We start from the raw sequence: 26,812 nt of genomic DNA, 5'->3' as shown, positions 1-26,812 counted from the left end.
AGTAATTAATAAAGTGTTAGTTTTTAAGGTGTCATTATGAGTGAAAATAAGTTTGAGACAGTATCATCGGTCGTTGATAGTTATCAGCCAAACGATGAAATCATTGAGGATTTACTCAATGACACTGACTTGTCTGCAACTTGGGATCGGTACCATTTAATGGGCGATGTAATGCGCGGTGAAACTTCTGAGGTGATCAACTTAGATTTATCTTCAGAGATAGCATCGGCAATAGCCAATGAGCCTACTGTATTGTCTCCTCGACCATCTAATAGCTTGGCTGGAAAACTTAAAGCCAAAGTTGTACACCTTGCAAAACCATTTGGTCAAATGGCCATTGCCGCTTCTGCTGCAGGCTTGATGGTTATGGGGGTTCAACAGAACTCAGCAAATAATGATGTGATATTACCTGAAAGCCAAGTGGTCAAAACAATTCCCTTAGGTGGCATTGCTGAGCCGGTGAGCTTGAACTTTCAACAAACCAGTCGTACCAGTGAAAAGCAGGCGTTTGTTGAGCAACAACGTCGTTTCCAAGCATTATTATCTGATCATCAACAACAAGTTAAATTAAGCTCTATTGATACGAGCAAACAAACTCAACAAGAAAAGGCTGAAGAATCGGCTAAATGAAATTAATTCGTAGTCTGCTGTTACTGGTAACCATAAGCACATCTGTAACAGCGAATGAAACTGACCAAGCCGAACCTTGGCTTGAACGTCTTGCACAATCCTTGCAAACTCTTAATTTTACGACTTCTTTTGTGGTTGTAAAAAATAATCAAGCTGAACCCTATCACTGGTTTCATGGTGTAAATGAAGCGGGTGATGAGTTGGAAATTCTTTCTTTACTTAATGGCCCTCGACGCGATATTTTACGAAAGAAAAATATTGTTAGCTATATTGAACCTGAATTATCGCCGTATTCTGTTGTTTCTCAACAAATTTCTGGACCTATTCCTGCCATTTTACGGACCGATGCAACAAGACTTGCTCAAACCTATGATTTTATATCGGTTGGTCGAAGTCGAGTATTAGGGCGTCCAGCGCAGCTTATTCGTATAGTATCTAAAGATGCACATCGATATGGTCACTGGTTATGGTTAGATCAAAAAACCGGTATGTTGCTTAAACTGGCCTTGGCTTCTCGCACTGGTCAGTTATTAGAACAAATTCAGTTTACTCATTTGGATATTACCTCTGAAATAGCAGAAAGTTTGCAGCAACTTCAGCAAACGACATTGCCTAAAGTGATTGAAATACCTGAAGGTTATCAGGCACAAACCTTACGTTGGCAAGTGAAATGGTTGCCGGCGGGCTTTAAGCAAATTAATGCTAATCGCCATCGTATTTCCGCGACTAAAAAACCAGTCGAGTTTATGCTGTTTAACGATGGTTTAGTTGATGTTTCGGTTTATGTTAATACCAGTGAAGAAAAGCAACGGGCCACTGACTACGTGATGGACGGTGCCACTGTTGTCTTGAATCAAGTGGTCAATGGTTTTGAAGTGAGTGTTGTTGGGAAGATCCCAGCAAAAACAGCCAAAGCTATCGCAGATTCTGTTGTCTTAACACCTAAAACAGCGCCATGATTGAAGAAAGTGCCACTGTTGTTGCCATTGAAAATGACAATGTAACCGTTACCAGCGAGTTAAAGTCAGCTTGTAGTGGCTGTCAGCAGGTCGATAATTGTGGTAGTGGCCAGATTGCTAAAGCTTTCCCACAAAAACAACTGACGCTTACCGTCAAGTCAACATTACCTTTAAATATTGATGATAAAGTTATTCTTGGTCTCAATGAATCGGCATTATTGTCATCGGCATGGCAGGTGTATTTATGGCCGTTACTTGGCTTACTCATTGCTTCATGGTCTGGTCAGTGGTTGGTGAATAGTGGTTTTTTCCCTCACGAATTTTTTGCTATTATTTTTGGCTTTTGTGGCGGATATGCTGGATTCTTGCTGGCTAAACAGCAGCAAAGTAAGCTTCACAAATGCGCTGAATTAGCGCCAAAAATTATTCGTCGCCAAAATCAAAATATCGTGATTACAGAAATCACTGATTGAATCGCAACAAAAGATAGCCCCAGCGCGCTAAATTAGCTAAAATCTCGCCATTATTGAATTAACTACAAGCTTATTTGACTTTCCATTTATGAAACATATTCGAAATTTTTCTATTATCGCCCATATTGATCACGGTAAATCAACGCTTTCAGATCGTTTGATACAGCACTGTGGCGGCCTACAAGAACGTGAAATGGAAGCCCAAGTACTTGATTCAATGGATATTGAACGCGAACGTGGTATTACCATTAAAGCGCAAAGTGTAACACTAGACTATAAAGCGAAAGACGGTGAAACTTATCAGCTTAACTTTATCGACACGCCAGGGCATGTTGACTTCTCTTATGAAGTTTCACGTTCGTTAGCGTCTTGTGAAGGTGCGTTACTTGTCGTTGATGCTGGCCAAGGGGTTGAAGCGCAAACCGTTGCTAACTGTTATACCGCTATTGAAATGGATTTAGAAGTTCGTGCAATATTAAATAAAATTGATTTACCACAGGCTGATCCTGAGCGTGTTAGTGAAGAAATTGAAGATATTATTGGTATTGATGCGACAGATGCTGTTCAGTGTTCAGCTAAAACCGGTATTGGCATTGAAGACGTATTAGAAGATATCGTTGAAAATATCCCTGCACCAGAAGGTGAAACAGACGCACCGTTGCAAGCCTTGATTATCGATTCTTGGTTTGACAACTATCAAGGGGTTGTATCATTAGTTCGAATAATGAATGGGGAAGTCAAAAAAGGCGATAAAATGGTGGTGATGTCGACAGGACAAACCCATATTATCGATAAGGTTGGTATTTTTACCCCTAAACAAACTGATACAGGCATACTGAAAACCGGTGAAGTAGGTTTTATTATTGCCGGTATTAAAGAAATTCATGGTGCGCCGGTAGGCGATACTATTACTATTTCAAAAAAAGAAGCAGAAACTGCGCTGCCTGGCTTTAAAAAAGTTCAGCCTCAGGTATATGCGGGGATTTTCCCAATCAGCTCTGATGATTATGAAAACTTTCGTGATGCGTTAAATAAATTAAGCCTTAATGACGCTTCTTTGTTCTTTGAGCCTGAGAATTCATCAGCACTAGGCTTTGGTTTCCGCATTGGCTTCTTAGGCATGTTGCATATGGAGATTATTCAAGAGCGTCTTGCCCGTGAATATGACCTTGATTTGATCACCACTGCACCAACGGTAAATTATGAAATTGCCTGCACAAATGGTGAAATTTTATCGATTGATAATCCGAGCGATTTACCGGCGATTAATAACATTGACGAAATTCGTGAGCCAATTGTGCAAGCGAATATTCTTGTGCCGCAAGAGCATTTAGGTAATGTGATTACCCTTTGTATTGAAAAACGTGGTGTACAAAAAGATATCATTTATCACGGGAATCAGGTCGCGGTAACCTATGAATTACCTATGGCTGAAGTGGTGATGGACTTCTTTGATAAGCTGAAATCGACCAGTCGTGGTTATGCCTCATTAGATTATCATTTTGTTCGTTTTGAAGCGGCTGATATGGTACGCGCTGATGTCATGATTAATGGCGATCGCGTTGATGCTCTAGCCATGATCACTCACCGTAGTAACTCAGTAGCGCGCGGGCGTATGTTAGTGGAAAAACTGAAAGAACTTATTCATCGACAAATGTTTGATATCGCCATTCAAGCGGCAATTGGCAACAATGTTATTGCCCGCACTACCGTTAAGCAATTACGCAAAAACGTAACGGCAAAATGTTATGGCGGCGATATCTCTCGTAAGAAAAAGTTATTACAAAAACAAAAAGATGGTAAAAAGCGCATGAAGCAAGTGGGTAATGTAGAAGTGCCACAAGAAGCGTTTTTAGCAGTACTTAAATTGGACAAATAAATAGTTAGTTGGTTAACTAAGTTATTAATTAAATCTAACGTAGGAATAATATGGCAGTTTACTTTTCAATATTTTTGGTCATTGTTACCGTTATTACGGGCATAGTGTGGCTAGCGGATAAGTTTTATTTAGCGCCACAACGCCAGCTGAAACTTGTTAATGCCCAAGAACAATGTGAAACACCGTTAAGTGACGATGTAACCGCAAAACTAACCGAACCCTCAGCATTAGTTGATACCTCGGTACAAATTTTTCCGGTTATTGCCTTTGTCTTGATATTACGCTCGTTTATCTACGAACCATTTCAAATACCTTCAGGCTCGATGATGCCGACGTTACTTGATGGTGACTTTATTTTAGTTAACAAATTTAATTATGGCTTGCGTGATCCAGTCGCTCGAAATAAGTTTCTTGAAGTCGGTTTGCCTGAGCGTGGTGATGTTGTCGTTTTTAAATACCCAAGAGAACCACAAATTGATTACATTAAACGTGTTGTAGGTTTACCTGGCGATCGAGTGATATATAAAAATAAAATTATTTATATAAAACCGGCTTGTCAGGAGTCTGACGAAAAGTGTCCGGGCTTTGAGCAAGTCACACAGTCATTTAAAAACAAAACAGACTATAGTGATGGCAATATGCCATTAACACGTTATACCTCAACCATGGGCGATAAAACTCATGATTTATTAGTCAATGAGAAAATTTTGCCACGCACACAACATTACTTTAAACAAAGTGCTACCCAAGCCAATGAATTCGTTGTGCCTAATGGGCAATATTTTGTTATGGGTGATAATAGAGATAACAGTTTAGATGGTCGCTTCTGGGGCTTTGTTCCTGAAGAAAACTTAGTAGGTGAAGCTGTTGCTATCTGGATGAGTTTTGACTTTGAACGCGATTCTGAAAGCCTTTTACCTCGATGGGTACCAACAGGCGTGCGTTTATCTCGCATTGGTGGAATTGAATAATTGTGTTAAATACTCCTGTCGCTATTGCGCGGTTATCGAAAAAAATAGGCTATAGTTTTAAAGAGCCAAAGTTATTGTTGCAAGCGCTAACGCACCGAAGTGCAAAAGGCGCGCACAATGAACGTTTAGAGTTTTTAGGTGACTCAATATTAGGTTTTGTTATTGCGGAAACTTTGTTTAAGCAGTTTCCACAACATGCTGAGGGTGACTTAACTCGTATGCGCTCAAGCCTAGTGAAAGGGGTTACTTTAGCCGAAGTAGGGCGTGGTTTTGATTTAGGACAACACCTTATTTTAGGGCCAGGGGAGTTGAAAAGTGGTGGACATCGCCGTGACTCAATTCTTGAAGATGCCATTGAAGCTATTATTGGGGCGGTGTATTTAGATTCTGATCTCCCCACCTGTCAGGCGTTAATATTGTCTTGGTTTGAAAAGCGCTTGAGTGATATAAAACCAGGCAATGAGCAAAAAGATCCGAAAACTCGCTTACAAGAATATTTGCAAGGGCGAAAAATTCCGTTGCCAAAATATGACGTGATCAATACAACTGGGCAGTCACATAACCAGCAATTTACCGTACGATGTACAACCAGCGTACTCGAGAAAGAAGTGATCACAAAGGGCAGTAGTCGCCGTAAGGCCGAACAATCAGCTGCATTGCAAGTTTTAACATTAATCGAACAAGCCAAGTAAGCTTTTCGACACTTTAAGTTGATAACAAACTCATGACATCAGAACAAAAGTATTGTGGCCTTATTGCCATTGTTGGCCGTCCAAATGTAGGTAAATCGACCTTGTTGAACAGCTTACTTGGTCAAAAGGTGAGTATTACCTCACGTAAGCCACAAACGACTCGTCACCGTATTTTAGGCATTTTAACCGAACAGCATCATCAAGCGGTTCTGGTTGACACTCCTGGCTTACATTCGGAAGAAAAGCGTGCGATTAACCGTTTAATGAATCGTGCGGCAAGCAGTACGTTAGCAGAAGTTGAAACCATAATATTTTTAGTTGAAGGTACCCATTGGACAAGTGACGATGAAATGGTACTGACAAAAATTAAGAATAGCGGCGCTCCGTGTGTGCTGGTAGTAAATAAAATTGATAACATCCAAGACAGAGACAGCTTGTTACCGCATTTACAAAAGCTTGGTGCCATGCATGACTTTGCCGATATTGTGCCTATTTCTGCCAGTAAAGGTGATAATGTTGATGCGATTAAAGATATTTGCTTAAAGGCACTGCCTGAAGGAGATTTTTGGTTTCCTGAAGATTATATTACTGACCGTTCAAGTCGATTTATGGCCTCGGAAATTATTCGTGAAAAACTGATCCGCTTTACGGGTGATGAGTTACCGTATTCAACCACAGTTGAAATAGAGCAGTTCAAGGTGGATGAAAAAGGTATTTTGCATATTAATGCTTTAGTGTTAGTCGAGCGCAATAGCCAAAAACGTATGGTTATTGGCAATAAAGGCGAAAAACTAAAAGTGATAGGGCAAGAAGCAAGACGCGATATGCAAACCTTGTTTGACCGTCAAGTATTTTTAGAAACTTGGGTGAAAGTTAAGTCCGGTTGGGCTGATGATGAGCGAGCCTTAAGAAGCTTAGGTTATGGCGATGACTATTCAGGCTAATGAAGGTTAAAAATTTAGTTTAACTTACTTATTTTCACCGAGCGTTAAATGCAGGAAACTACTCAGTTAGCATTTGTTTTACATAGTCGACCTTATCGAGAGAAGCAAGTGCTTGTCGACTTGTTAACTGAGAATGATGGTAAAGTGGCGGCTTTGAGTTATGTCGGTCACTCAACTAAATCAAGTAGAAAAGCCTTATTACAGCCTTTCCTTCCAATTAATGTAACTTTGAAAGGGCAATACGGCTTAAAAAATTTAGCGCGAGTAGAGCCTGCTGGAAAATCAATTCTTTTAAAGCAAAATGCATTATTTAGTGCATTTTACCTTAATGAATTATTAGTCAAACTATTGCCGGAAAACATTTCCTGCATCGAGCTATTTCAGCAATACCATTCGAGTTTAACTGATTTGCTTGCAGCAAATAAATTAGAAATCACCTTACGTCAGTTTGAAGTGACACTATTAGCTGAACTAGGGGTTTCTTTTGACTTTTCATTAGTTTTTGAACACACTGCTTCAGGGTTTTATTATTTGCCTGAAGACGGTTTTATTCCCGCTTATACAGTGCTTAAACAAGCTTGTTATGATCGAACGCACTTACAAGCTATTGCGCAACAAGATTTTTCTAATACCGCGACGTTAGTAACATTTAAAGCTTTAATGAGGCAAGTCATTAATCACTTACTCGGTGGTGTGCCGCTGCATAGTCGCAAATTATTTAGCAAAAAAACATAGTGGCCATTTTGAACAGTAAAATTTAGTAGTTAATAAAGAGATTGAATATGAATGATATTTTATTAGGCGTAAACGTAGATCATATTGCAACATTGCGACAAGCTCGTGGTACTAATTACCCTGATCCGGTTTATGCTGCCGCTGTCGCTGAGCATGCTGGCGCCGATGGTATTACCGTGCATTTGCGTGAAGATCGTCGTCATATCCAAGATAGAGATATTCAGGTCTTAAAACAAACCTTGCATACGCGTATGAATTTGGAAATGGCAGTGACTGATGAAATGCTTGATATTGCCTGTGACGTAAAGCCGGTTTTCTGTTGCTTAGTACCAGAGAAAAGAGCTGAGTTAACTACCGAAGGTGGTTTGGATGTCGCAGGTCAACAAGATAAAATAAATTTAGCTGTTGCCAAGTTGGCAGAGTCTGGCATTCAAACAAGCTTATTTATAGATGCAGATAAAAAGCAAATAGATGCGGCACTGCTGAGTAAAGCCCCTTATATCGAAATTCATACCGGTCAATATGCCGATGCTGAAACCGAAGACGAGCAACAAGTTGAGCTTGAGCGACTAATTGACGGCATAAAGTATGCGCATTCGTTAGGGCTAAAGGTAAATGCCGGTCATGGTTTAAATTATTTTAACGTTAAAGCTATTGCCGCCATTCCAGAAATCATTGAGCTGAATATTGGCCACGCTATTATTGCTCGCGCTGTTATTGACGGTTTGGATAAAGCTATCCGAGATATGAAGCGTTTAATGCTTGAAGCGCGCGGCTTAGCTTAAATATATCAATTAGAAAAGGTTACGATTTTGTCGGTTATCGGTATTGGTACAGATATAGTTGATATTCGCCGTATTGCTAATATGGCATCGAATGCACAACTGCGCTTGGCTAAGCGTGTGTTAACCGACAATGAACTCCAGCGTTATTTAGCTATTAAGCAACCAGAGCGATTTTTGGCAAAACGTTGGGCTGGTAAAGAGGCGGCAGCTAAAGCTTTAGGCACAGGTATTGCCGCAGGGATTTCATTTCAGCATTTTGAAGTTGTTTCTTTGGATTCTGGCCAGCCGATACTTGAGTTGAGTTCGAAGGCGCTAGTATTAGCAGAAGAGCTCGGTGCAAAAACTTGGCATATCTCGCTGTCAGACGAAGTGAAATATGCTACCGCTTTTGTTATTTTGTCTGCTTAGTCCGAATTGTTTTTGGCAAATTTTTGCTTCAGCTACAAGGTCAGAACGCTATTAATTGGATTGATTTTTATCATTTTCTTGTGAAAACCTTTAAGCACCCTAAGCCTTATTCAGTTTATATAACCTCTGATGCTTTTTTGTTACTGAACCTTAGTGAAAATTATTTATTGCAATAATATCCAGCTAGAATTTATTTATGTTCTATACTTAAATGACGCTTAGTGGAATTATTCATTGGTCGTTGTTGATTAGGAGCTAGGATGCAGTCGCAAAAACAACCCATTGTCGATCGAAGACAAGAACCGCCTGAACAATCAGTTTGGTGGTCTAAGCTGTCTTTGGCGCAAAAATTTTCTGCTAGTAGTTTAGGTAAATTTGGCTATGAGCTTCGCTTTGTGCGTAATGAACAAGGTCATAGTTTAGCAGTGCTAATGTGTAACACTGGTGTTGCTGTGATCACAGAAGATGGTGATATTAACACTTCCCCTAATATCTCAATTCGTTAGTTAGCAAGTCTTTGTTGGCGTCGTTTATTCGTTTACTTTCTTTTTGCGAACTCATTCATTTGTTTTAAAGCTTTTTAATGAATGCTGTTGCATCTTCTAGCACTAAATCTATTTGTTCAAAAAACTCAAAAAACTCAAAAAACTCAGGCTCTAAATCATCTAGGGCTATACCGCGTTTTAATTCCGTCTCTAGTTCATGAGTAACCTTGCCCAAGCTAGGTACGCCTGAATAGCAGCATGCACCATTAAGTTTATGAATTAACACTTTAAGCTGTTCAACATCTTGTGAAATTAGCGCTTCAGATATGTTTGTTTTGCTCTCAGGGAGACTATTCACTAAACCAATAAACATATCTTTAGCTAAGGTTTCTTTTTGGCCCGCGCGTTTGAGGGCTAATGACCAATCAATAATTGATGGCCGCTGGTTTGCTATCGTTTTAGTGCTAGGTTTGGCAAAGGTGTGTCCGTTGTCGTTTGCTAATAAACTTGGCTCGCAGTACTCATAAATCGTGTGATGTAGCATGGCTTCATCAATAGGCTTAGTCATAAATGAGTTAAAGCCTTTATCCAATAGTCGGTCTTTTTCTTCGCCTAAGACATGGGCAGTCACCGCTATGATTGGTGTTTTTTCGTTTAGTGTTTGCTGTCGAATGATGGACAATGCAGAAATACCATCGAGCACTGGCATTTGAATGTCCATAAATATGATGGCAAATTTTTCATGGCGACATAATTCGACTGCTTGTGCGCCGTCAGTAGCTGTAGTGACTTCAAGCACCTGTTCAAGTAGTAATTCATTGATCAGTTTTAAGTTTGCTTCATTATCATCAACGGCTAGAACTTTTATTGCGACTTTTTGCTCTGGTAAATCAAAAAATTGCTCTAGTTTCGGTTTCGTTATCGGCAATAGGGCTTTATGTAATCGTTGAGTGGTGATTGGCTTACTGATACAGGTTTTTGCACCACTAGAAATAAGTGCTTCATGTAAACTCGGTGAGTTGCTATTGATTGCTAAGTGAACCGAAGGAATTAAATCTTTCAAAGTGAAGATAAGCGCTTTTAATTCATTGAGTGCCATCGGGGTTACGTCATGTCCAATCAATGCAAAGTCAAAGTTTGAAATGCTCTTTGTGTCTGTTAACAACTCTTTAAATTCTTCCAGTGTACTTAGACACGTGATTTGCATTTGCCAACTTGATAAAATTTCGGTGGTGGCTAATCGACTTGCCGAATGGGGCTCGTAATATAAAATAGTTTTGTTTGCTAAATTTTCCGGTATCGGTAATTGTAATGCTGGTATTGGATTTAATTCACATTGAATAGTAAACCAAAACGTCGAGCCTTCATTCTCAATGCTTTCAAAGCCAATGCCACCGCGCATTTCTGATACTAAACGTTGTGAAATGACTAAGCCAAGTCCTGTACCACCGTATATGCGAGTAACACTTTTATCACCTTGACCAAAGGCTTCAAAAATTGAATTTTTTTGCTGATCAGAAATACCAATACCTGTGTCTTGAACAGTCACCCGCATTTTATATAAGTTTTTCGCGATAACATTGCCATCAATATTAATATCAACGGCACCTTTATCAGTAAACTTAATCGCATTACTTGCCAAGTTAACGAGTACCTGTTTGATGCGCATTGCATCGCCAATTAAGGAGTCAGGTAGTTGTGGGCTTACGCGCAGCGATAACTCAATATTTTTCATATGAGCACTTGGCGCAAGCAATGTCAGCGTTTCTTCTACCGACTCTCTAATGGAGAATGGAATATTTTCAATCACCATTTTGCCTGCGTCGAGTTTAGAGAAATCTAAAATATCATTAATGATTGATAGTAAATTTCCGGCTGAACGCTCAATGGTCTGTAAGTGATCTCGCTGGGTATCGCTTAATGGCGTTTTTAAAACCTGGCGAGTAAAGCCGATAACACCATTAAGAGGAGTGCGCAGCTCATGACTCATATTTGCTAAAAATTCAGATTTAACCTTGTTAGCATCTTGTGCTTTTCGCTTGGCAATATCCAACTCAACGTTTTGAATTTCAAATTGCTCTAAGCTTTCTCGCAAATCTATCGTCGCTTGGTCGATGCTGCGTTGCATTTCATCTTGGTAATCGCCTAGCGATTGCGCCATGGTGTTAACACCATTTTTTAAAAAATTTAATTCACCAATAAGTTGACCGCTGATGCGACTTTCAATTTTTCCTTCGCGTATACGATCAATTGCCAATACCATTGAAGATATTGGGCGGGTTACACTGTTGAGTAATTTAAACGAAAAAAATGTGCAGATAATAATCCCCGCTAATACGATAAAAAATGTGGTGATTAATAAGTGTTGTTGTGCGTATTTGACGGTACTTTTATCTATTTGTATGGCGATATAACCAATGACATCATTATGGTTATTTGACGTGAGCTTGTTATCACTTTGGGTGAATTCATCGATTATTGGTGCTCGATAGACAAGGTGATCACCAAAATCATCAAATTGAGTACGAGCAGGTAAGTTTTGTCCTGCCTTTATTCGCATTATATGGGTGTCACCATGATAGGCACTGGTAACAAAGACTTGGTTGTCTTTAGTAAAAATGGCAATACTTTTGATGATATCGGATTGGCTGCGGTGACTAAAACCAATGAGCGTTCGTAAATGATCGCGTTTTCTTTCTAGTAAAGGTGCGGCGCTGCTAATTGCCAAGGGGTCAATAATACTATTGGCTCTTAGGTGAATAAATTGATCGAGTTCGTGGTATCGGTTGTAGGACAAATAACCTGCAACAATGATACTGATGATTGCCGTTGGAACGATAGTAAGTAAAATTACCCAATCTTTCAGGCTTATTTTATGCATTTTTTGCCGAGCTTTAGTGTAAAATCATTGGGTTAATAATTGTATAATGGCACAGTTCTAGCTAATACCAAATAGAAAATAATAGACTACGGCAGCAAATGTTTAAATTTCGTTGCTGGTTGATGGTAAAGATAAATCACTATGGCAAATTTTTTTAAAGCAAGCCCTAAGAAATCACAAGCTCAACAGCAATTAACCTTAACCGTGCAGCGGTTAGATCAGCAAGGTTGTGGGGTTGCTTATATGGCGAAAAAACCAGTTTTTATTGACGGTGTTTTACCTGATGAAATTGCTGAAGTAAAAATAAGTCAGCAAAATAGTAAATATGCCAAAGCAAAACTAATTAAGCTGGTTAAAACGAGTGTCGAACGTGAAGAGGTGAAATGTCGGCATTATTACCAATGTGGCGGCTGCAATTTACAGCATTTAAAATATGAAGCGCAAATTGCTTATAAACAGGAAAAAGTAACACAACTATTTTCTCGCGAAAAAATTGTCGAAGATTTGCCATGGCAAACACCGATAACCAGTGATGTTTGGCATTATCGACGCAAAGCTAGAATTGGCGTGCAATACAATAAGCAAAACAAGCCCATTATTGGCTTTCGCCAACGCGAAAGTAATAACCTGGTAGAAATAAAATCCTGCCCCGTTTTAGTGACTGAGTTTTCCAACATATTTATTCAGTTGAGAGAAATTCTACCAAAGCTTTCAGGTAAGAATGCCATCGGACATGTTGAAATTATTGCAGCGAAGCAAAATGCCGTTGTTATACGACAGCTGAGTAAAATATCGAAAGCAGATCAAGAACTTTGGCTAGAGTTTGCGAATGAAAATCAATATTCACTTTTTATCGACGATGGTAAGCAGGTGGTGCCAATGTTCGATGATGCAGCCTTAACTTACGCTTTAACTGAAACATTAAATATTGAGTTTTCTGCAAATAGTTTTATCCAAGTAAACCATAAAATTAATCAACATATGGTGCAACAGGCGCTAACTTGGTTAAACCTTGAACCGGATGATGTGGTATTAGATTTGTTTTGTGGGCTAGGGAACTTTAGTTTACCTATCGCACAACGCGTTAAGTCTGTTGTTGGTATTGAGGGGGTGCAAGATATGGTTAATCGGGCAGCAAACAATGCCACAATAAACGATTTAAAGAATTGTCAGTTTTATCAAGCAGACTTAAATAGTGATTGGCAAAATCAACACTGGGCAACTCAGCCTTTTAATAAAGTGTTACTTGATCCAGCACGTGCAGGAGCTTACCAAGCCTTAGCGCAGTTAGTGAAGCTAAAAATTAAAACCTTGGTGTATGTCAGTTGTGATCCCACGTCTCTTGCGCGTGATGCTAAGCTTCTTATTGAGCAGGGTTATAAAATTGAAAAAATAGCGATAATGGATATGTTTTCACAAACAAAGCATGTTGAAACTATGGTAATGTTTAGCATATAAATCGCATATTCATATTTATCAACGTTTATCAGTTAAGTTAAGTCTAAGGTAGGGAATTCCATGGTTTCAGTGCGTAAGTCACATCAAATGTCAGAAGCAAGTTTTGAACAGTGGCTAGACACATTGGATTTAAACACCGCCAAAAAAAGCGCATTAGAAGCGCTTTGGCAAGACGTTTATCATTTTTTTGAAGACAATAGCCAGTGCCAAACAAAATCATTAGAAATGGTCGAGATATTATCGGGCTTAAATCTAGATACCGATTCGTTATGTGCCGCCTTTATTTGCCCGCTTTATGAATATAATTGTATTACGCTAGAATATATTGAAGAGCATTTTTCAGCGCAAATCTATTTACTCTGCAAAGGCGTAAGCCAAATGGAAGCGATTAAAGCGTTGCAGCACTCGCAATCGAAGCAAGTAAGCGCCAATCAAATAGACAATATTCGTCGAATGTTGCTTGCTATGGTTGAAGATGTTCGCGCGGTAGTGATCAAGCTTGCCGAGCGTTTATGCCACCTGCGCTTAGTTAAAAATAGCGATGAAGAGAGTAGAGTTCTGGCGGCGAAAGAAACCGCCAATATTTATGCACCACTAGCCAATCGCCTTGGTATTGGTCAATTAAAGTGGGAATTGGAAGATATTGCTTTTCGCTATCAGCATCCTGATGTTTATAAAAGTATCGCGAAGCAACTGGATGAAAAACGCCTTGATAGAGAACGCTACATGGGAGACTTTGTCGAGAACGTATCTAATCAGCTGAGAGAAGCCGGCATCAAAGGCGAAGTGTATGGGCGCCCGAAACATATTTATAGCATCTGGAAAAAGATGCAGCAAAAATCGCTCGACTTTGAACAGTTGTTTGATGTTCGTGCGGTTCGTATTGTTGTTGAAGAGTTGCAAGGTTGTTATGGCGCACTGGGTTTAGTACACACCAGTTGGAAGCACTTACCTAAAGAATTTGATGATTATGTTGCAACGCCAAAAAGTAATGGTTACCAGTCAATTCACACTGTTGTTATTGGCCCAGAAGGTAAAGCGATTGAAGTGCAAATAAGAACTCAACAAATGCATGATGATGCTGAGTTGGGTGTAGCTGCGCATTGGCGTTATAAAGAGGGCAGTGCGAGCGGAAAAACCTCAGGTTTTGATGAAAAAGTTAGTTGGTTAAGAAAAATTTTACAATGGCAGGAAGATGTTTCTGAAAGTGGTGAGTTAATTGATGAGTTGCGTAGCCAAGTTTTTGAAGATCGCATCTATGTATTTACCCCAACTGGCGATGTGGTTGATTTGCCTAGTGGCGCAACACCGTTAGATTTTGCCTACTATATTCACTCGAATGTTGGTCATAGCTGTATTGGCGCGAAAGTTTTCGGTCGTATTGTGCCATTTACTCATAAGCTGCAAACGGGTGATCAAGTAGAAGTGTTACGCAGTAAAACGCCAAATCCAAGCCGAGACTGGCTAAACCCGAGCTTGAACTATATTCATACCCCGAGAGCAAGAGCGAAAGTTCAGCACTTTTTCCGTTTGCTTGACCGCGATAAAAATATTATCGCCGGTAAAGAGCTGCTTGAAAATGCATTAACTAAAGTACAGCTTTCGCTGGCAAAAGTAGATTTAACCATCGCGACAGAACGTTTTAATTTAACCACAAATGATGATTTGCTGGCCGGTATTGGCTCAGGAAATATTCGTCTACTACAAGTGGTTAATTTTTTACAGCAACTTGATTCAAAAACTAAGCCGGTAGAAGAAATTGACCCGCAAAGCTTGGTGCGTCAGCCGCAACAAACAACTACACAGGCGGCAGATAGCAATGGTATAACCGTTTCTGGTGTTGGTAACTTGTTAACGCATATGGCGAAATGTTGTCAGCCGGTACCCGGTGACGAAATTTCTGGCTTCATTACTCAAGGGCGAGGAATATCCGTACATCGCCTTGATTGTGAACAGCTTGCTAATGCCTTAAATCAACAACCTGAACGTGAAGTTGATGTGCAATGGGGTATAGACAATAAGCAAAGTTATCAGGTCAGCATTAAAATAGTCGGTAGCGATCGCCAAGGATTATTACGAGATATATCAACGATAATTTCTAATGATCGGGTTAGTATCATTGGTCTTGAAAGTAATACTGACCATGCTAGACAAAGTATGAGCATGATCATAAAAATTGAGATTAGCAATAACGAAGCGCTAATGCGTTTAATGAGTAAGCTAAATCAACTTGATGATGTTATTGAAGTGAATAGGCTGTAGGTAAACTGAACAAATGAATGAAATGATGTTAGTCGCGCAACCGTCGATGGAAAAATTGCGTTGGATCATGCAGCAATTGAGAGATCCAGAAACCGGCTGCCCATGGGATATAAAACAAACATTTACCTCCATTGTTCCCCATACCATTGAAGAAGCTTACGAAGTGGCTGATGCCATTGAACAAGGTGATTTTTCTGAGCTAGAAAAGGAGTTGGGAGATTTACTTTTTCAGGTGGTATTTTATAGCCAGCTTGGCGCTGAAGAAAAACACTTTGATTTCGATAGCGTTGTCGCAGCCATCTGTGAAAAACTTATTCGTCGTCATCCCCATGTTTTTGCCAGTAGCGACTTTCAGTCTGATGAAGAAATTAAAGCGAATTGGGAAAATGAAAAGTCGAAAGAACGTCAGCAAAAAAATAATGATCAAGGGCTGAGTATATTAGCTGATATCCCCAGCAACCTGCCTGCGCTTTCTCAAGCCGCTAAAATTCAAAAACGTTGTGCCCATGTTGGCTTTGATTGGGATAACATCGATGATGTCTTTGCAAAAGTTGAAGAAGAAGTACAAGAAATTAAACAAGAGCTACATCATAATGACGTCGCTTTATCAGAAGAGTTGGGAGATTTAATGTTTGCTGTGGTTAACTTATGCCGTCATGCCAAGCAAGATCCCGAAGCTTTATTACGGCAAGCGAATAAAAAATTTACTAAGCGTTTTTATGGTGTTGAAAGAAAAGTAAAACACTCGAGCAAAACCATTGAACAACACTCTTTAGATGAATTAGAAGCATATTGGCAACAAGTAAAAGTTGCTGAAAAGCCTTAACCTTGCAACTAATAATTTATCATTGATATCACATATTGAATATGAACAAGCTGAGGTAGACATGTCTGCAATACCTGTTTTAGTTGATTGCATTTTATCGTTAAATCAAAATATCGCCACGTTAACGTTTGACCGCCATGATGTGCGAAATGCTCTGACCAGTACGGCAATTGCCGATGATATTGTTAAGACGGTTGAATGGATAAATAAAACACCAGAAATTGCTGTGCTCATTATCACTGGCGCGGGCTCTGCGTTTTCATCGGGTGGCAATATTAAAGACATGGCTGAGCGCTCGGGAGATTTTGCCGGCGATGTGCAAGAATTAGAACGACGTTATCGAGAGGGCATTCAACGTATTCCTTTGGCTTTGCATAAACTTGAGGTGCCGGTAATTGCCGCTGTTAATGGCCCTGCAATAGGAGCAGGTTTCGATATTGCCAATATGTGTGACATTCGTATTGCGTCAACAAAAGCCAAGTTCGGTGAAACCTTTGTTAATTTAGGTATTATTCCAGGCGATGGTGGCGCATGGTTTATGCAGCGCTTAATCGGCTACCAAAAAGCAGCTGAGTTAACTTTTTCTGGTCGGGTGATTGATGCCAATGAAGCAAAAGAAATTGGCGTGGTTTTAGAGCTTACAGAGCCAGATAACTTGCTGATTAAAGTCAATAAACTTGCTAGCGAAATAGCCGCTAAACCTGTTGCGTCTTTGCGTTTGACGAAGCGTTTAATGAAGCTAGCACAACGAACTGAATTACCAGACTTTCTCGATATTTGTGCGGTATTTCAAGGTATGTGTCATAACAACCCAGAACATTTAAAGGCGGTGAATGTTATGATTGAAAAACTAGCAAAGTAAAAGAAATTAAGGTTTTCATTAGTTATGAAAACCTTAATGCTGATCTTATTGAGTCTGCGCGATAGCGAAAAATTAGCTGCTTGGCCTAGCTTTTTAAAACGGCACTTAACTGATAAATAAAGATATCAATATCCGTTTTACTGATATCAAGGTGAGTGACTAAACGCATAGGGTTACCTGCGGTTAATAAAATCCCTTTAGTTTTTAATTGCGCGACAACGTTTTCAATTTCAATACCGTTTGCGAAGCTTGCAAACACCATATTAGTTTCAACGTGATTTTCATTTACGCTAATATTGTCTATGAGATTTAATTGTTGTGCTAAATATTTGGCATTGTCATGGTCTTGTTGTAACTTTTTTGGATTATCTTCAATCGCTATTCTTGCTGCTGCGGTGATGATCCCTGCTTGCCTCATGCCTCCGCCCACAACTTTTCGCCAGCGTTTGGCATTTTTTATTAATGTTTCTGAGCCTAATAAAAGTGAACCAATGGGTGCACCTAAGCCCTTTGATAGGCAGATTGACATTGAATCAACGTGCTGGCAAAGCTCAGTAATATCAAGTTGTAGTGCCGTTGCCGCATTATATATTCTGGCGCCATCTAAATGTAATTGTAGGCCATGCTGACGGGTAAATTCACTAGCCTTCGCCATATATTCCAATGGCAGCACTTTGCCATTGATAGTGTTTTCGATGCTGAGCAATGTTGTACGAGCAAAATGGCTATCATCAGGTTTTATCGCTGCCGCTAATTTTTTAAAGCACAAGCTACCGTCTTTTTCATTCTCAATCGGCTGCGGTTGAATTGAACCTAATATGGCGGCACCACCGCCTTCAAATTTAAAGTTATGGGCTTGTTGGCCACAAAGATATTCATCGCCACGTTGACAATGAGCCATTAGTGCCAATAAGTTAGCTTGTGTGCCTGAGCTGCAGAACATCGCACGGGCAAAGCCATGACGCTTTGCTGCCCATGCTTCTAGTTCATTTACGCTTGGATCATCACCATAAACGTCATCACCGACCTCGGCGTTTGCCATAGCATCTCTCATTCTTTGACAAGGGCGAGTAACGGTATCAGAGCGAAAATCAATCATGGAGGGCCTCATTAGTAAATTTTTATGCTGTAGAAATTAAAAAAGGCATCAATAGTGATGCCTTTTTCGTTATTATCGCCTTAGCTTATTCTGCAATATCGGCATTGTGATAAACGTTTTGTACATCATCACAATCTTCTAACATGTTGATAAATTTTTCAAAGTTGGCTAAGTCTTCTTCACCAGAAACTTCAGTATAGGTTTGTGGTACCCAAGTGATTTCTTCAACTTCTAGTGAATATTCAGGCATAGAGTTGGCGAATTCAGTTTTGATTTTAAAAAACTCAGTATGTGGCGCATGTACTGTAATAATGCCATCTTCTAAGTCGACGTCAGTAACATCAATATCAGCCATCATCAGTGTTTCTAATACGGTTTCTTCATCATCACCTTTAAACGCAAAAACGGCTTGATGATCAAACATGTGTGAAACCGTGCCAGATGAGCCGATTTTAGAATGAGTTTTAGTGAAACATTGACGAACATCTTTTATCGTGCGATTACCGTTGTCTGTTAGGCAATCAATAATTACCATACAGTTACCCGGGCCAAAGCCTTCATAGCGCGCTTCAACGTAATCTTCACCGCCAGTACCTTTGGCTTTTTCAATGGCCTTATCAATAACGTGTGTTGGCACTTGATCTTTTTTGGCTTTTTCAATCAAGCGGCGTAACGATAAGTTTGTGTCAGGGTCTGGGCTGCCGTTTTTCGCAATGACGTAAATTTCTTTACCGTATTTTGAATACACTTTAGTTTTTTGACCTGCTGTTTTGGCCATAGATAATTTGCGGTTTTGGTATGCTCTGCCCATCTGAATACGTCTCGTTGTTCATGATTAAAATTTCTATGGCTAGATTCTAACGGGTCGTGTCAGCTATTTCTAGTATTGTTCCCTATAGAACTTTCATATTTTAATAAAGCATGGGAAAATTTGTCTTAGATCCGTAATGAGCGAATAGCGATGAGTGAATTAAATGTTGTGATTGCGGCTGATATTTTTGGTGCCAGTGCAGAGTTTAGGGAATTATGTCAACAAATTAGCCTAAATGAGGTTGACGCGAATGTTATTTTTCACCCTATTGGCCCATATCAAATTCAGCCAGATAATTTTCTATCAGAAAGTGACGCCTATCATTATTTCTCTGAGCATGCTGGTGTTGATGCCTACAGTCAAAAGCTCATTGATCTGCTAGAAGTGATTGACGGCCCTAAGTTGCTTATTGGCTTTAGTGTAGGCGGTAGTGCTATTTGGCAGTTAATGCCGAAGTTGGTGCGTTATGATGTTTTATCTACTGTTTGCTTTTATAGTGGTCAGATTAGGCACATGACTGCCATAGTGCCTACGGTACCTTGTCAGCTAATAATGGCAAATTCAGAAGCGCATTTCTCAGTTATTGAATTGCTTGAAACATTGCGAGACAGAGCAAACCTGCGGTGTGAACAAAGCGATTATCAACACGGTTTTCTAAATAAACTATCCGCTAATTACCACGCATATGGAGCGGAGCAATATCTCAACACAATTCGAAATTTAATATCAGAAGTCTGGTCAGCTATTAGGTAATTCACATTTGCATTATTAATATTATGTTTAAGCACTATAATGACTTGTTATAGTGCTGTGCTTTAGCGCTATTTTAATAATTTATGTTTTTGTACGTGTGTACTTTTTCTGATAATTGCTATTACCTTGATGCTAATTAAGTTTTTCGTTTTTTTTATTGTGAAAAGAATCTTAGAGTGAGAAAATTATCCTCAATGAAATACTAAAGGCAAAGGTAATAGCATTGATATTTCTTTGTTATTGGTTAGTACCAATAATTTTCTGGTGAGATGTTGAAGTGACTTAAATAACTTAGGTTTTCATTATTCATTGCCATAGAGCTTTACTTAATCGATATGTTCAATATACAGGGAGTTATTGTTGCGTCGCGTTGTTTTAATCATTATAAGTTTTATTTGGTCTTTAATGTGCTGGTCCGCACTTTGCGCACCATCGGATAACGTTGCCATTTTTTACCCAAATGTTGCTGAGCCCTATAAATCTATTTATCAAGAAATCGTTTCGGGTGTTGATAGTGCAAAAAATACTGATCAGAACCAAGAACAATTGTTTACCTATGTACTTGAAAAAAGCTTTGATGCACAAGATATTATTCAAAGGTTGCACAGCAAAGAGATTAAAAAGGTTATAGTTTTAGGACGCTCTGGGCTAAAACTAGCACGAGCACTGCCGAAAGATTTTGTTGTTATTTCAGGGGCCTTACCGATAACACCCAATACAATGGCGGGTATCAGTTTAATAACTGATCCAGAATATTTATTTAAGTATTTAACCCAGGTAGCGCCGAAAGTGACCACGATTCATGTTGCCTATAGTCAGCAAAATGACTGGTTAATTGATTTGGCTAAATTGGCTGCAAAGTCTCAAGGTTACAAGCTAAACGTTAAAAAGGTGGTTTCGACTAAGCAAGCTGTTGAATATTATCAAGAGTTGTTTGATGTGGGCTTGTCGCCGAATGATGCAATATGGTTACCTATTGACCGGGTTTCTTCACAAGATAAAGTTACTTTGCCGTTAATACTTGAAAAGGCTTGGGCTCAGGAGGTTGTTGTTTTTTCGAGTAAACCCTCTCACGCTAAACGTGGGGCGCTATTTTCAACTTATCCAGATAACTATGCGCTAGGGCAACAGCTTTATAAAATGATCAGAGAAAACGATAGTCAATCTTATCAAGGCGCATTCTCAACATTAATCTCGACACTGTTAGCTGTAAATTTACGAACCGCGGCCCATTTAGGCTTCACGTATAGTAAAGAGCAGCAAGCAAACTTCCAATTAACTTTTCCAGAGTAATTATTATGTCGTTAGCTGGCTTTTTATTAAGTTCCAAAGTTAGTTTTAAGCAGCAACTACTTATGTTGTTCTTTGCTAGTTTTGCTTGCTTAGCGATTGTTACTTCGGCGATTACCGCATGGCAAACAAGTATTGAGCTAAGAAAATCGACGATAGAAACGGGTCTGCAAATTTCAAATAATTTAGCTGATCGCCTTATTTTAGCGTTACTAACGGCGAGCGAGGAAAATGCCCGAGAAGCGATAGATAATGCATTAGGCTTCAACTCAGTTGACAGTATTGCGGTCTACAAAGAAGATGGAAATATTCTGGTTTACAATGCAAAAAATCAAAATAAAGCACCAAGTCTTGATTTGAAAATTGAGTTATCAACTTCACAGCTTTACCAAGAAACGGCGTTTAATTGGACTTTTTTTGCACCAGTAAAATATCTTGAAGAAACCGATGATATCGCGCTAATTGAGCCAGAAGACTCTGCTCCTAAAGAGCAAGTGTTAGGGTACGTGCTGGTTGTATATAACAAACAAGCACTGCAGACTGTTCAACGTTCAATTATCATTAATAATATAGTCATTGCGGTCATCTTATCTTTGTTACTTTCCTTGTTAGTGCTTTGGGTTTTACATCGTTTAACTACGCCTTTACTGCGATTATCGCAAACTATGGCAGAAGCAAGAGATTCTGGTCATTACACCAATGCTGATGTTTCTGGACCAAAAGAAGTTCGCCAAATGGCAAGCATTTATAACCAAATGATGACAACCTTAGGTAACCAGAACTTAGCGTTAGAAAAAAATAGAGATACTTTGGAATCGGAAGTGACATTTCGAACTAAAGAGCTGGTTATTGCACGCGATGCCGCCCTAACTGCAAGTAGGTTAAAATCAGAATTTTTAGCCAATATTAGTCATGAATTACGCACGCCGCTGCAAGCTATTATTGGTTATACAGATCTCGTTCGTGAAGATCTCGAGCTAGAGTGTATGGATGTTCAAGCTAAAGATTTAGGGAAAAGTATTCGAAGTGCGCATGTGCTATTAGCATTAATTAACAACATATTGGATTTAGCGAAAATAGAAGCGGGAAAAATGGATTTAAACCTAAAGTCTGTTGATATAAAACACTTAGTGAGTGAAACCATTGAAACAATAATGCCTATGGCTAATGCCAATGAAAATACCCTTATTGTAGAAAATAATGTTGACCAACAGGTATTGAATTTAGACCGCCAAAAAGTGATGCAAATCCTACTAAACCTATTAAGCAATGCCTGTAAATTTACCTCCAAAGGCCGTATTACTTTTATCATGAGCAATAACGAGGAACAGCTCTTTATCACTATTATTGATACCGGAGTAGGCATTCCTAAAGATAAATTGGAGTTTATTTTTGATAAGTTTACGCAAATTGATGGTAGCCAAACTCGAAAATTTGAAGGTACTGGTTTGGGAATGGCAATAACAGAAAAATTTTGTACTCTGATGAAAGGGGAGTTGGCGATTAATAGTGAGTTAGGTGTTGGTACAACAGTAAAGGTTATTATCCCGATTAGTTGATCAATAAATATATATATTTATTGAAAAATATTAATGATTCACTAGACTTAACAAAAAATCAATTAACTTTTTAAATGTCTTTACGATTTCAAATATACAAGGTGGTTTGCATGTTATTTGCCCGAAAAGTTCTCAATTCTACAATTGTGTTAGCTTTGTCGTGCATTGCTTTTACATCAGCTGCGAATGTCAATAATTACGTCGAACTTGAAGAGTCGTTAGCGGACTTTTATGGTGACGAAGAGTTTATTTCTCTTGCTACTGGCAGTAAAAAATTAGTTAAAAAAGCGCCTTCTGTAGCCTCTGTTATAACGGCTGAAGACATACACAATATGGGCGCTAGAAACTTATCGGAAGTACTTGATACTGTGCCTGGCTTGCATGTTTCAAAAAGCGGGCAAAATATGGCTCCGGAATTTTGGTTTCGCGGCATATCCACAACCTTTACTCCACAAACCTTATTTATGGTAAATGGTACATCAACGAAAAGTGTCGTTCGAGGCGACAATCACACAGTTTGGGGCGAGTATCCCATTCATGCCATTGAGCGGATAGAGATTATTCGAGGCCCAGGCTCAGCACTTTATGGTGCCGATGCATTTTCTGGTGTGATAAATATTATCACCAAAAAAATTGATAAAAATAGAGCGACTGAAGTCGGAGTTAAAGGTGGTAGCTTCAATACCATAAATACTTGGTTTAACAGTCAATTTGAATTAGGTAACTGGCAATTCGCGGCTAACTTTGAATACTTAAGTAGTGATGGTTATGAAGGTAAAATAGAGGCTGATGCTCAAAGTGCTTTTGACGATTCAGGTCAAGCTTTTGGTGTACCCGCAGTGTCATTGGCTCCGGGGTTTTTAAATGTAGGTTTTGATGCTATTGATGTTTGGCTTGGCGCGGAAAATGACTTGTTTAATATCGATGTTGGCATTCAGGATAGAAGCAATGTTGAAACCGGGCAAGGAGCGTTAGAGGCGTTAGATGATTACGGGCAATCTAGTTCGAATAAGTTCATTGCGAGTGTTTCATTAAAAGAAATGGAATTATTTAAAGACTACTTTATGACGATTAAAGGTAGTTTTTATGGCTCAAATCAGCGTATCGAAGAAGATCTTAGATTATTGCCCGCAGGGGCTTTTTCTGGTGGGTTTCCTGATGGTTTGATTGGTAATCCAGCCTGGAAAGAAGAAACCACTCATGTTGAAATAAATGCTAGATATACGGGGTTTACTAGTACTGAAATAAGCTTTGGTAGTGGTTATGAACGACAAAATTTGTATCAAGTGACTGAAAGTAAAAATTTCTTTGCCGATTTTAGTCCACGACCTAATGGTGTAGAAGATGTCTCTGACACAGATGAAGTTTTTATGCCAGAAGCCGATCGAGAAAGTCATTTTATTTACGTTCAGGGGGTTATGCAGCTAGCACCTGATTGGGAGCTAACCGCAGGTGGACGTTTTGATGAATATACCGATATCGGCTCAACCACGAATCCTCGGCTTGCCCTTGTTTGGTCAACAAGCTTAAATTTAACCACTAAGTTTTTATATGGTCGGGCATTTAGAGCACCATCATTTGCTGAGTTGCTAACTTTGAATAATCCGGTTGCTCTAGGGAACCCTAACCTAACCCCAGAAAATATAGACACAGTAGAGTTGGCGTTTAATTATCGTTATTCACCTGAATTGTCATTGGATTTTAATATTTATCGATATGAAATTGAAGATTTGATCACCTTTGTTCAAGATGGCAATACAGGTACGGCAACAGCTCAGAATCAAGGACAGCGAAGCGGCCAAGGTTTTGAAGCAAGCTTAATTTATCATTACAATGACGATTTAGTATTTTTCAGTAATCTTGCTTATGTTCAAGCCGAAGATGATATTGTCAAAAGTAATGTTGGAGAGCACCCTAGTTTACAAGCCTATGCAAGAGCTGAATGGCAGCTAACTGAGCGTTTCAAACTCAATAGTCAGCTCAGTTATATTGCCAATCGTTCAAGAGTTCCCGGTGATACACGAGCAGAGTTGGATGATTATACCTTAGTCAATATTACCGCAAACTATCAGCTTGCTGTTAAAGGTATGCATTTGGAAGTGAGTGTTGTTAACCTATTTGATGATGACATTCGAGAGCCAAGTTCGGCCAATATTACTGCCGGCCAAGTTAATATTCCCAACGACCTACCTCAAGCAGGGCGTAGCGTTTACTTAGCAATCAGGAAATCATTTTAACTTGATAATGTGTGGTTGATAATTCAAGTAACGATGCTTTTTTATCATACCAGTTAAATAAAGCTATAACTCAATGAACTAAGGTTAAGCTATAGCTTTTTTGTGTAACGCCTTAGATTGCATCGCTTAAGTTATGAACAGCAACTAAAGCCTTTAACGACATTTAGCTCCAAGCCCGTTTAGCTGCACCAGTATAAGAAATGCGGTCACAGCGAATGGGCAAGAAACTGCCTTCAGGGTTTTCTTTTGCCTCAATAAAACAAGGTGGCATGCCGGCAATAACCAAAGGTGTCGTAAATAAGTGGAATTCATTTGCTGAAAACCCCAAATCGGCGCCTAAGGCACATGTAATCGCTGCACCATTTATACGTAGCCCTTTTGAGCTTTTCATATAATGTGCTACCTCTAAAGCTAGTTTTAAGTGTTCTCCGTCAGCCAAACCTAACTCTTTGGCAAAATTGACCACATGCGGAACTCGCTCATCAATATTTGCCAAGGGCCGACCATAGCCAAAAATAACTTTATGCTCGCTGAGCTCAGTTTCAATTATCTTTTCAAGGCTTGTTCCTGCCTTTCTTTTAGCAACGGTTCGAATAAAAAAATCAATACCAAGCTTCATAGGTTTACCACCATAAATTGACGCTTCAAAAACTGTCATACCTATGCTGAGAGCTAAAGATGCTGTACTTCGTGATGAAGCCGCAAGAGCCGTTATATGATTTGGCCAAATGGCTTTATCGGGGTAGCTGGTACTAACCCAAATAAAGTTGAGTAGCTTTAGCTCGTTTTCACTAAATTCACGTCCGGTAATACCAAAAGCAAATAGCTCCAACCATTGTTTGTTTTTCAGTTGATGATGCAGATCTTTTCCTCGATATACCACTCGCTCACCCAGGAAACCTTTACCCATGCGGGTAACAATCGTATCTTCGTGTTTTAATTTTGTATTAATGCTCATAAGTCAAATCCTTCTATAGTCGGAGTTCCCATAGTTCCAGGGTCATCAGTTAATATGGTGTTTTGGCCAAAAAATGGAAACTTCTTCCATCCTAATTTTTCTTGCTCTAAAGCATGTATAGCAGCACCAGGTAAGCGTAATATTAGGTACAACATTTCTGCCTGTTTGGCGTTTAAGCCTAAATCAAATAATGCGCTGGCAATGACACCTGCCATACTCAATGGACATCCTGTGGTTTCTTCGAGTTGAAGCCGATGTTTGCTCAGCCAAGCGATAGCTCCGTTTGGATAGGTTTCGGCTAAATGTGCAAGTGATTGCAAAATAGGAGTAGGGCAGGTTTTGCCATGAGGCTCAAACCCCGGCGCATGCTCATACTCTGACCAAATATCAACACGGGCATGGGTATCGTTTGGCGCAACAAGAAAGTTTTGCCACGCTGTTAAATCACAAGCCAATTTATGCCAATGTTCTACGAGGGTGAAAATTTCTCGGGCACCACCGTATTGACCCGCCCCGACGCCTAAAGCGGCAATAAGGGAAGCAGCGGCGGTTGAGCCACCTACACCAGCATTCATAGCAGCGCGAATACTTTCATCACGCATACCGGGATTGGCAATTACGATAGCTATTTTTTCGAGTAATATTGCCTGTGCAGTGTTTGGGCGCTCACCCGTAAACAATAAGTACCAATATTCACTTAAACTAGCCTTGGGTAAAATATCTTGATAGACATCATAACCGTAACAGTAGCAAGTTTTAGCGGCAAATGGATTGTCTTGTTCCGGTTCTTCAAACCAGATACTTGATTGGTAGTTGGGTTTATTTACCGGCATATTTTTCGTGGAATTAGACATG

The 26,812-nt window shown here is 39.5% G+C and carries 24 protein-coding genes; 19 read left to right on the top strand and 5 right to left on the bottom strand.

Features of this window, described 5'->3' with window-relative positions:
• Nucleotides 1-36: 36 nt before the first annotated feature.
• The 11 genes from AC27JP_RS18990 (at nucleotide 37) to AC27JP_RS18940 (ending at nucleotide 8,982) form a co-directional block, all read left to right on the top strand.
• A complete protein-coding gene (locus AC27JP_RS18990; protein ID WP_487117502.1) occupies nucleotides 37-630 on the top strand; it encodes a sigma-E factor negative regulatory protein in 594 nt (197 codons plus the stop codon).
• Nucleotides 627-1,589: a MucB/RseB C-terminal domain-containing protein gene (locus AC27JP_RS18985; RefSeq protein ID WP_487117501.1), complete on the top strand. Its 963-nt coding sequence runs from the start codon at nucleotides 627-629 to the stop codon at nucleotides 1,587-1,589. Before AC27JP_RS18990 ends, AC27JP_RS18985 begins: the two co-directional genes overlap by 4 nt.
• Nucleotides 1,586-2,062: a SoxR reducing system RseC family protein gene (locus AC27JP_RS18980; protein ID WP_487117500.1), complete on the top strand. Its 477-nt coding sequence runs from the start codon at nucleotides 1,586-1,588 to the stop codon at nucleotides 2,060-2,062. Before AC27JP_RS18985 ends, AC27JP_RS18980 begins: the two co-directional genes overlap by 4 nt.
• A gap of 88 nt (nucleotides 2,063-2,150) precedes the next feature.
• Nucleotides 2,151-3,941 (top strand): translation elongation factor 4, encoded by a 1,791-nt coding sequence (lepA, locus tag AC27JP_RS18975; RefSeq protein WP_487117499.1) that lies wholly within the window; start codon nucleotides 2,151-2,153, stop codon nucleotides 3,939-3,941.
• 50 nt (nucleotides 3,942-3,991) lie between these two features.
• A complete protein-coding gene (gene lepB, locus AC27JP_RS18970) occupies nucleotides 3,992-4,912 on the top strand; it encodes a signal peptidase I (protein ID WP_487117498.1) in 921 nt (306 codons plus the stop codon).
• 2 nt (nucleotides 4,913-4,914) lie between these two features.
• Nucleotides 4,915-5,604 (top strand): ribonuclease III, encoded by a 690-nt coding sequence (gene rnc, locus AC27JP_RS18965; protein WP_487117497.1) that lies wholly within the window; start codon nucleotides 4,915-4,917, stop codon nucleotides 5,602-5,604.
• Nucleotides 5,605-5,636: 32 nt separating this feature from the next.
• Nucleotides 5,637-6,548: a GTPase Era gene (gene era, locus AC27JP_RS18960; RefSeq protein WP_487117496.1), complete on the top strand. Its 912-nt coding sequence runs from the start codon at nucleotides 5,637-5,639 to the stop codon at nucleotides 6,546-6,548.
• A 48-nt stretch (nucleotides 6,549-6,596) separates the two neighbouring features.
• Nucleotides 6,597-7,283: a DNA repair protein RecO gene (gene recO, locus AC27JP_RS18955; protein ID WP_487117495.1), complete on the top strand. Its 687-nt coding sequence runs from the start codon at nucleotides 6,597-6,599 to the stop codon at nucleotides 7,281-7,283.
• 47 nt (nucleotides 7,284-7,330) lie between these two features.
• A complete protein-coding gene (gene pdxJ, locus AC27JP_RS18950) occupies nucleotides 7,331-8,068 on the top strand; it encodes a pyridoxine 5'-phosphate synthase (RefSeq protein ID WP_487117494.1) in 738 nt (245 codons plus the stop codon).
• A 27-nt stretch (nucleotides 8,069-8,095) separates the two neighbouring features.
• Nucleotides 8,096-8,476 carry a holo-ACP synthase gene (gene acpS / locus AC27JP_RS18945; RefSeq protein WP_487117493.1) on the top strand — a complete coding sequence of 127 codons (381 nt, stop codon included), beginning with the start codon at nucleotides 8,096-8,098 and terminating at the stop codon, nucleotides 8,474-8,476.
• Between the two features lie 260 nt (nucleotides 8,477-8,736).
• Complete coding sequence (locus AC27JP_RS18940; protein WP_487117492.1) at nucleotides 8,737-8,982, top strand: hypothetical protein; 246 nt, start codon at nucleotides 8,737-8,739, stop codon at nucleotides 8,980-8,982.
• Between the two features lie 64 nt (nucleotides 8,983-9,046).
• Here the strand turns inward: AC27JP_RS18940 and barA are convergent, their stop codons facing one another.
• The gene (gene barA / locus AC27JP_RS18935; RefSeq protein WP_487117491.1) at nucleotides 9,047-11,842 is read right to left on the bottom strand and encodes a two-component sensor histidine kinase BarA; all 2,796 of its coding nucleotides are present in this window, start codon (nucleotides 11,840-11,842) and stop codon (nucleotides 9,047-9,049) included.
• A gap of 141 nt (nucleotides 11,843-11,983) precedes the next feature.
• On the opposite strand from barA, the gene rlmD reads away from it, so the two are divergent.
• From rlmD to AC27JP_RS18915, 4 genes are all read left to right on the top strand, one after another.
• Nucleotides 11,984-13,300, top strand: coding sequence for a 23S rRNA (uracil(1939)-C(5))-methyltransferase RlmD (gene rlmD, locus AC27JP_RS18930; protein WP_487117490.1), 1,317 nt, complete (start codon nucleotides 11,984-11,986; stop codon nucleotides 13,298-13,300).
• Between the two features lie 60 nt (nucleotides 13,301-13,360).
• The gene (gene relA / locus AC27JP_RS18925; RefSeq protein ID WP_487117489.1) at nucleotides 13,361-15,562 is read left to right on the top strand and encodes a GTP diphosphokinase; all 2,202 of its coding nucleotides are present in this window, start codon (nucleotides 13,361-13,363) and stop codon (nucleotides 15,560-15,562) included.
• A gap of 13 nt (nucleotides 15,563-15,575) precedes the next feature.
• Entirely contained in the window at nucleotides 15,576-16,388 is an 813-nt protein-coding gene (mazG, locus tag AC27JP_RS18920; protein WP_487117488.1) for a nucleoside triphosphate pyrophosphohydrolase, read from the top strand.
• A 61-nt stretch (nucleotides 16,389-16,449) separates the two neighbouring features.
• Nucleotides 16,450-17,250 (top strand): enoyl-CoA hydratase-related protein, encoded by an 801-nt coding sequence (locus AC27JP_RS18915; protein ID WP_487117487.1) that lies wholly within the window; start codon nucleotides 16,450-16,452, stop codon nucleotides 17,248-17,250.
• A gap of 85 nt (nucleotides 17,251-17,335) precedes the next feature.
• Here the strand turns inward: AC27JP_RS18915 and ltaE are convergent, their stop codons facing one another.
• The gene (gene ltaE / locus AC27JP_RS18910) at nucleotides 17,336-18,349 is read right to left on the bottom strand and encodes a low-specificity L-threonine aldolase (protein WP_487117486.1); all 1,014 of its coding nucleotides are present in this window, start codon (nucleotides 18,347-18,349) and stop codon (nucleotides 17,336-17,338) included.
• Between the two features lie 85 nt (nucleotides 18,350-18,434).
• Complete coding sequence (locus AC27JP_RS18905; protein WP_487117485.1) at nucleotides 18,435-19,160, bottom strand: YebC/PmpR family DNA-binding transcriptional regulator; 726 nt, start codon at nucleotides 19,158-19,160, stop codon at nucleotides 18,435-18,437.
• A 150-nt stretch (nucleotides 19,161-19,310) separates the two neighbouring features.
• Here AC27JP_RS18905 and AC27JP_RS18900 point away from each other — a divergent pair, with 150 nt between their 5' ends.
• From AC27JP_RS18900 to AC27JP_RS18885, 4 genes are all read left to right on the top strand, one after another.
• Nucleotides 19,311-19,913 (top strand): alpha/beta hydrolase family protein, encoded by a 603-nt coding sequence (locus AC27JP_RS18900; protein WP_487117484.1) that lies wholly within the window; start codon nucleotides 19,311-19,313, stop codon nucleotides 19,911-19,913.
• 360 nt (nucleotides 19,914-20,273) lie between these two features.
• Nucleotides 20,274-21,206 carry a hypothetical protein gene (locus AC27JP_RS18895; RefSeq protein WP_487117483.1) on the top strand — a complete coding sequence of 311 codons (933 nt, stop codon included), beginning with the start codon at nucleotides 20,274-20,276 and terminating at the stop codon, nucleotides 21,204-21,206.
• A gap of 5 nt (nucleotides 21,207-21,211) precedes the next feature.
• Nucleotides 21,212-22,762 carry a sensor histidine kinase gene (locus tag AC27JP_RS18890; RefSeq protein WP_487117482.1) on the top strand — a complete coding sequence of 517 codons (1,551 nt, stop codon included), beginning with the start codon at nucleotides 21,212-21,214 and terminating at the stop codon, nucleotides 22,760-22,762.
• A gap of 110 nt (nucleotides 22,763-22,872) precedes the next feature.
• The gene (locus tag AC27JP_RS18885) at nucleotides 22,873-24,999 is read left to right on the top strand and encodes a TonB-dependent receptor plug domain-containing protein (protein WP_487117481.1); all 2,127 of its coding nucleotides are present in this window, start codon (nucleotides 22,873-22,875) and stop codon (nucleotides 24,997-24,999) included.
• A 163-nt stretch (nucleotides 25,000-25,162) separates the two neighbouring features.
• On the opposite strand, the gene AC27JP_RS18880 is transcribed toward AC27JP_RS18885, so the two are convergent.
• Together AC27JP_RS18880 and AC27JP_RS18875 are read right to left on the bottom strand one after the other, a co-directional pair.
• Nucleotides 25,163-25,957, bottom strand: a complete 795-nt coding sequence (locus AC27JP_RS18880) for a citrate/2-methylcitrate synthase (RefSeq protein ID WP_487117480.1) — start codon at nucleotides 25,955-25,957, stop codon at nucleotides 25,163-25,165.
• Nucleotides 25,954-26,811: a citrate synthase family protein gene (locus tag AC27JP_RS18875; RefSeq protein WP_487117479.1), complete on the bottom strand. Its 858-nt coding sequence runs from the start codon at nucleotides 26,809-26,811 to the stop codon at nucleotides 25,954-25,956. Before AC27JP_RS18875 ends, AC27JP_RS18880 begins: the two co-directional genes overlap by 4 nt.
• Between the last annotated feature and the right edge of the window lies 1 nt (nucleotide 26,812).

It is taken from the genome of Colwellia sp. SU-HH01172 (assembly GCF_057553355.1).
Note: the sequence above shows the minus strand (reverse complement) of the source record. Positions and strands in the feature narration are given on the sequence as shown.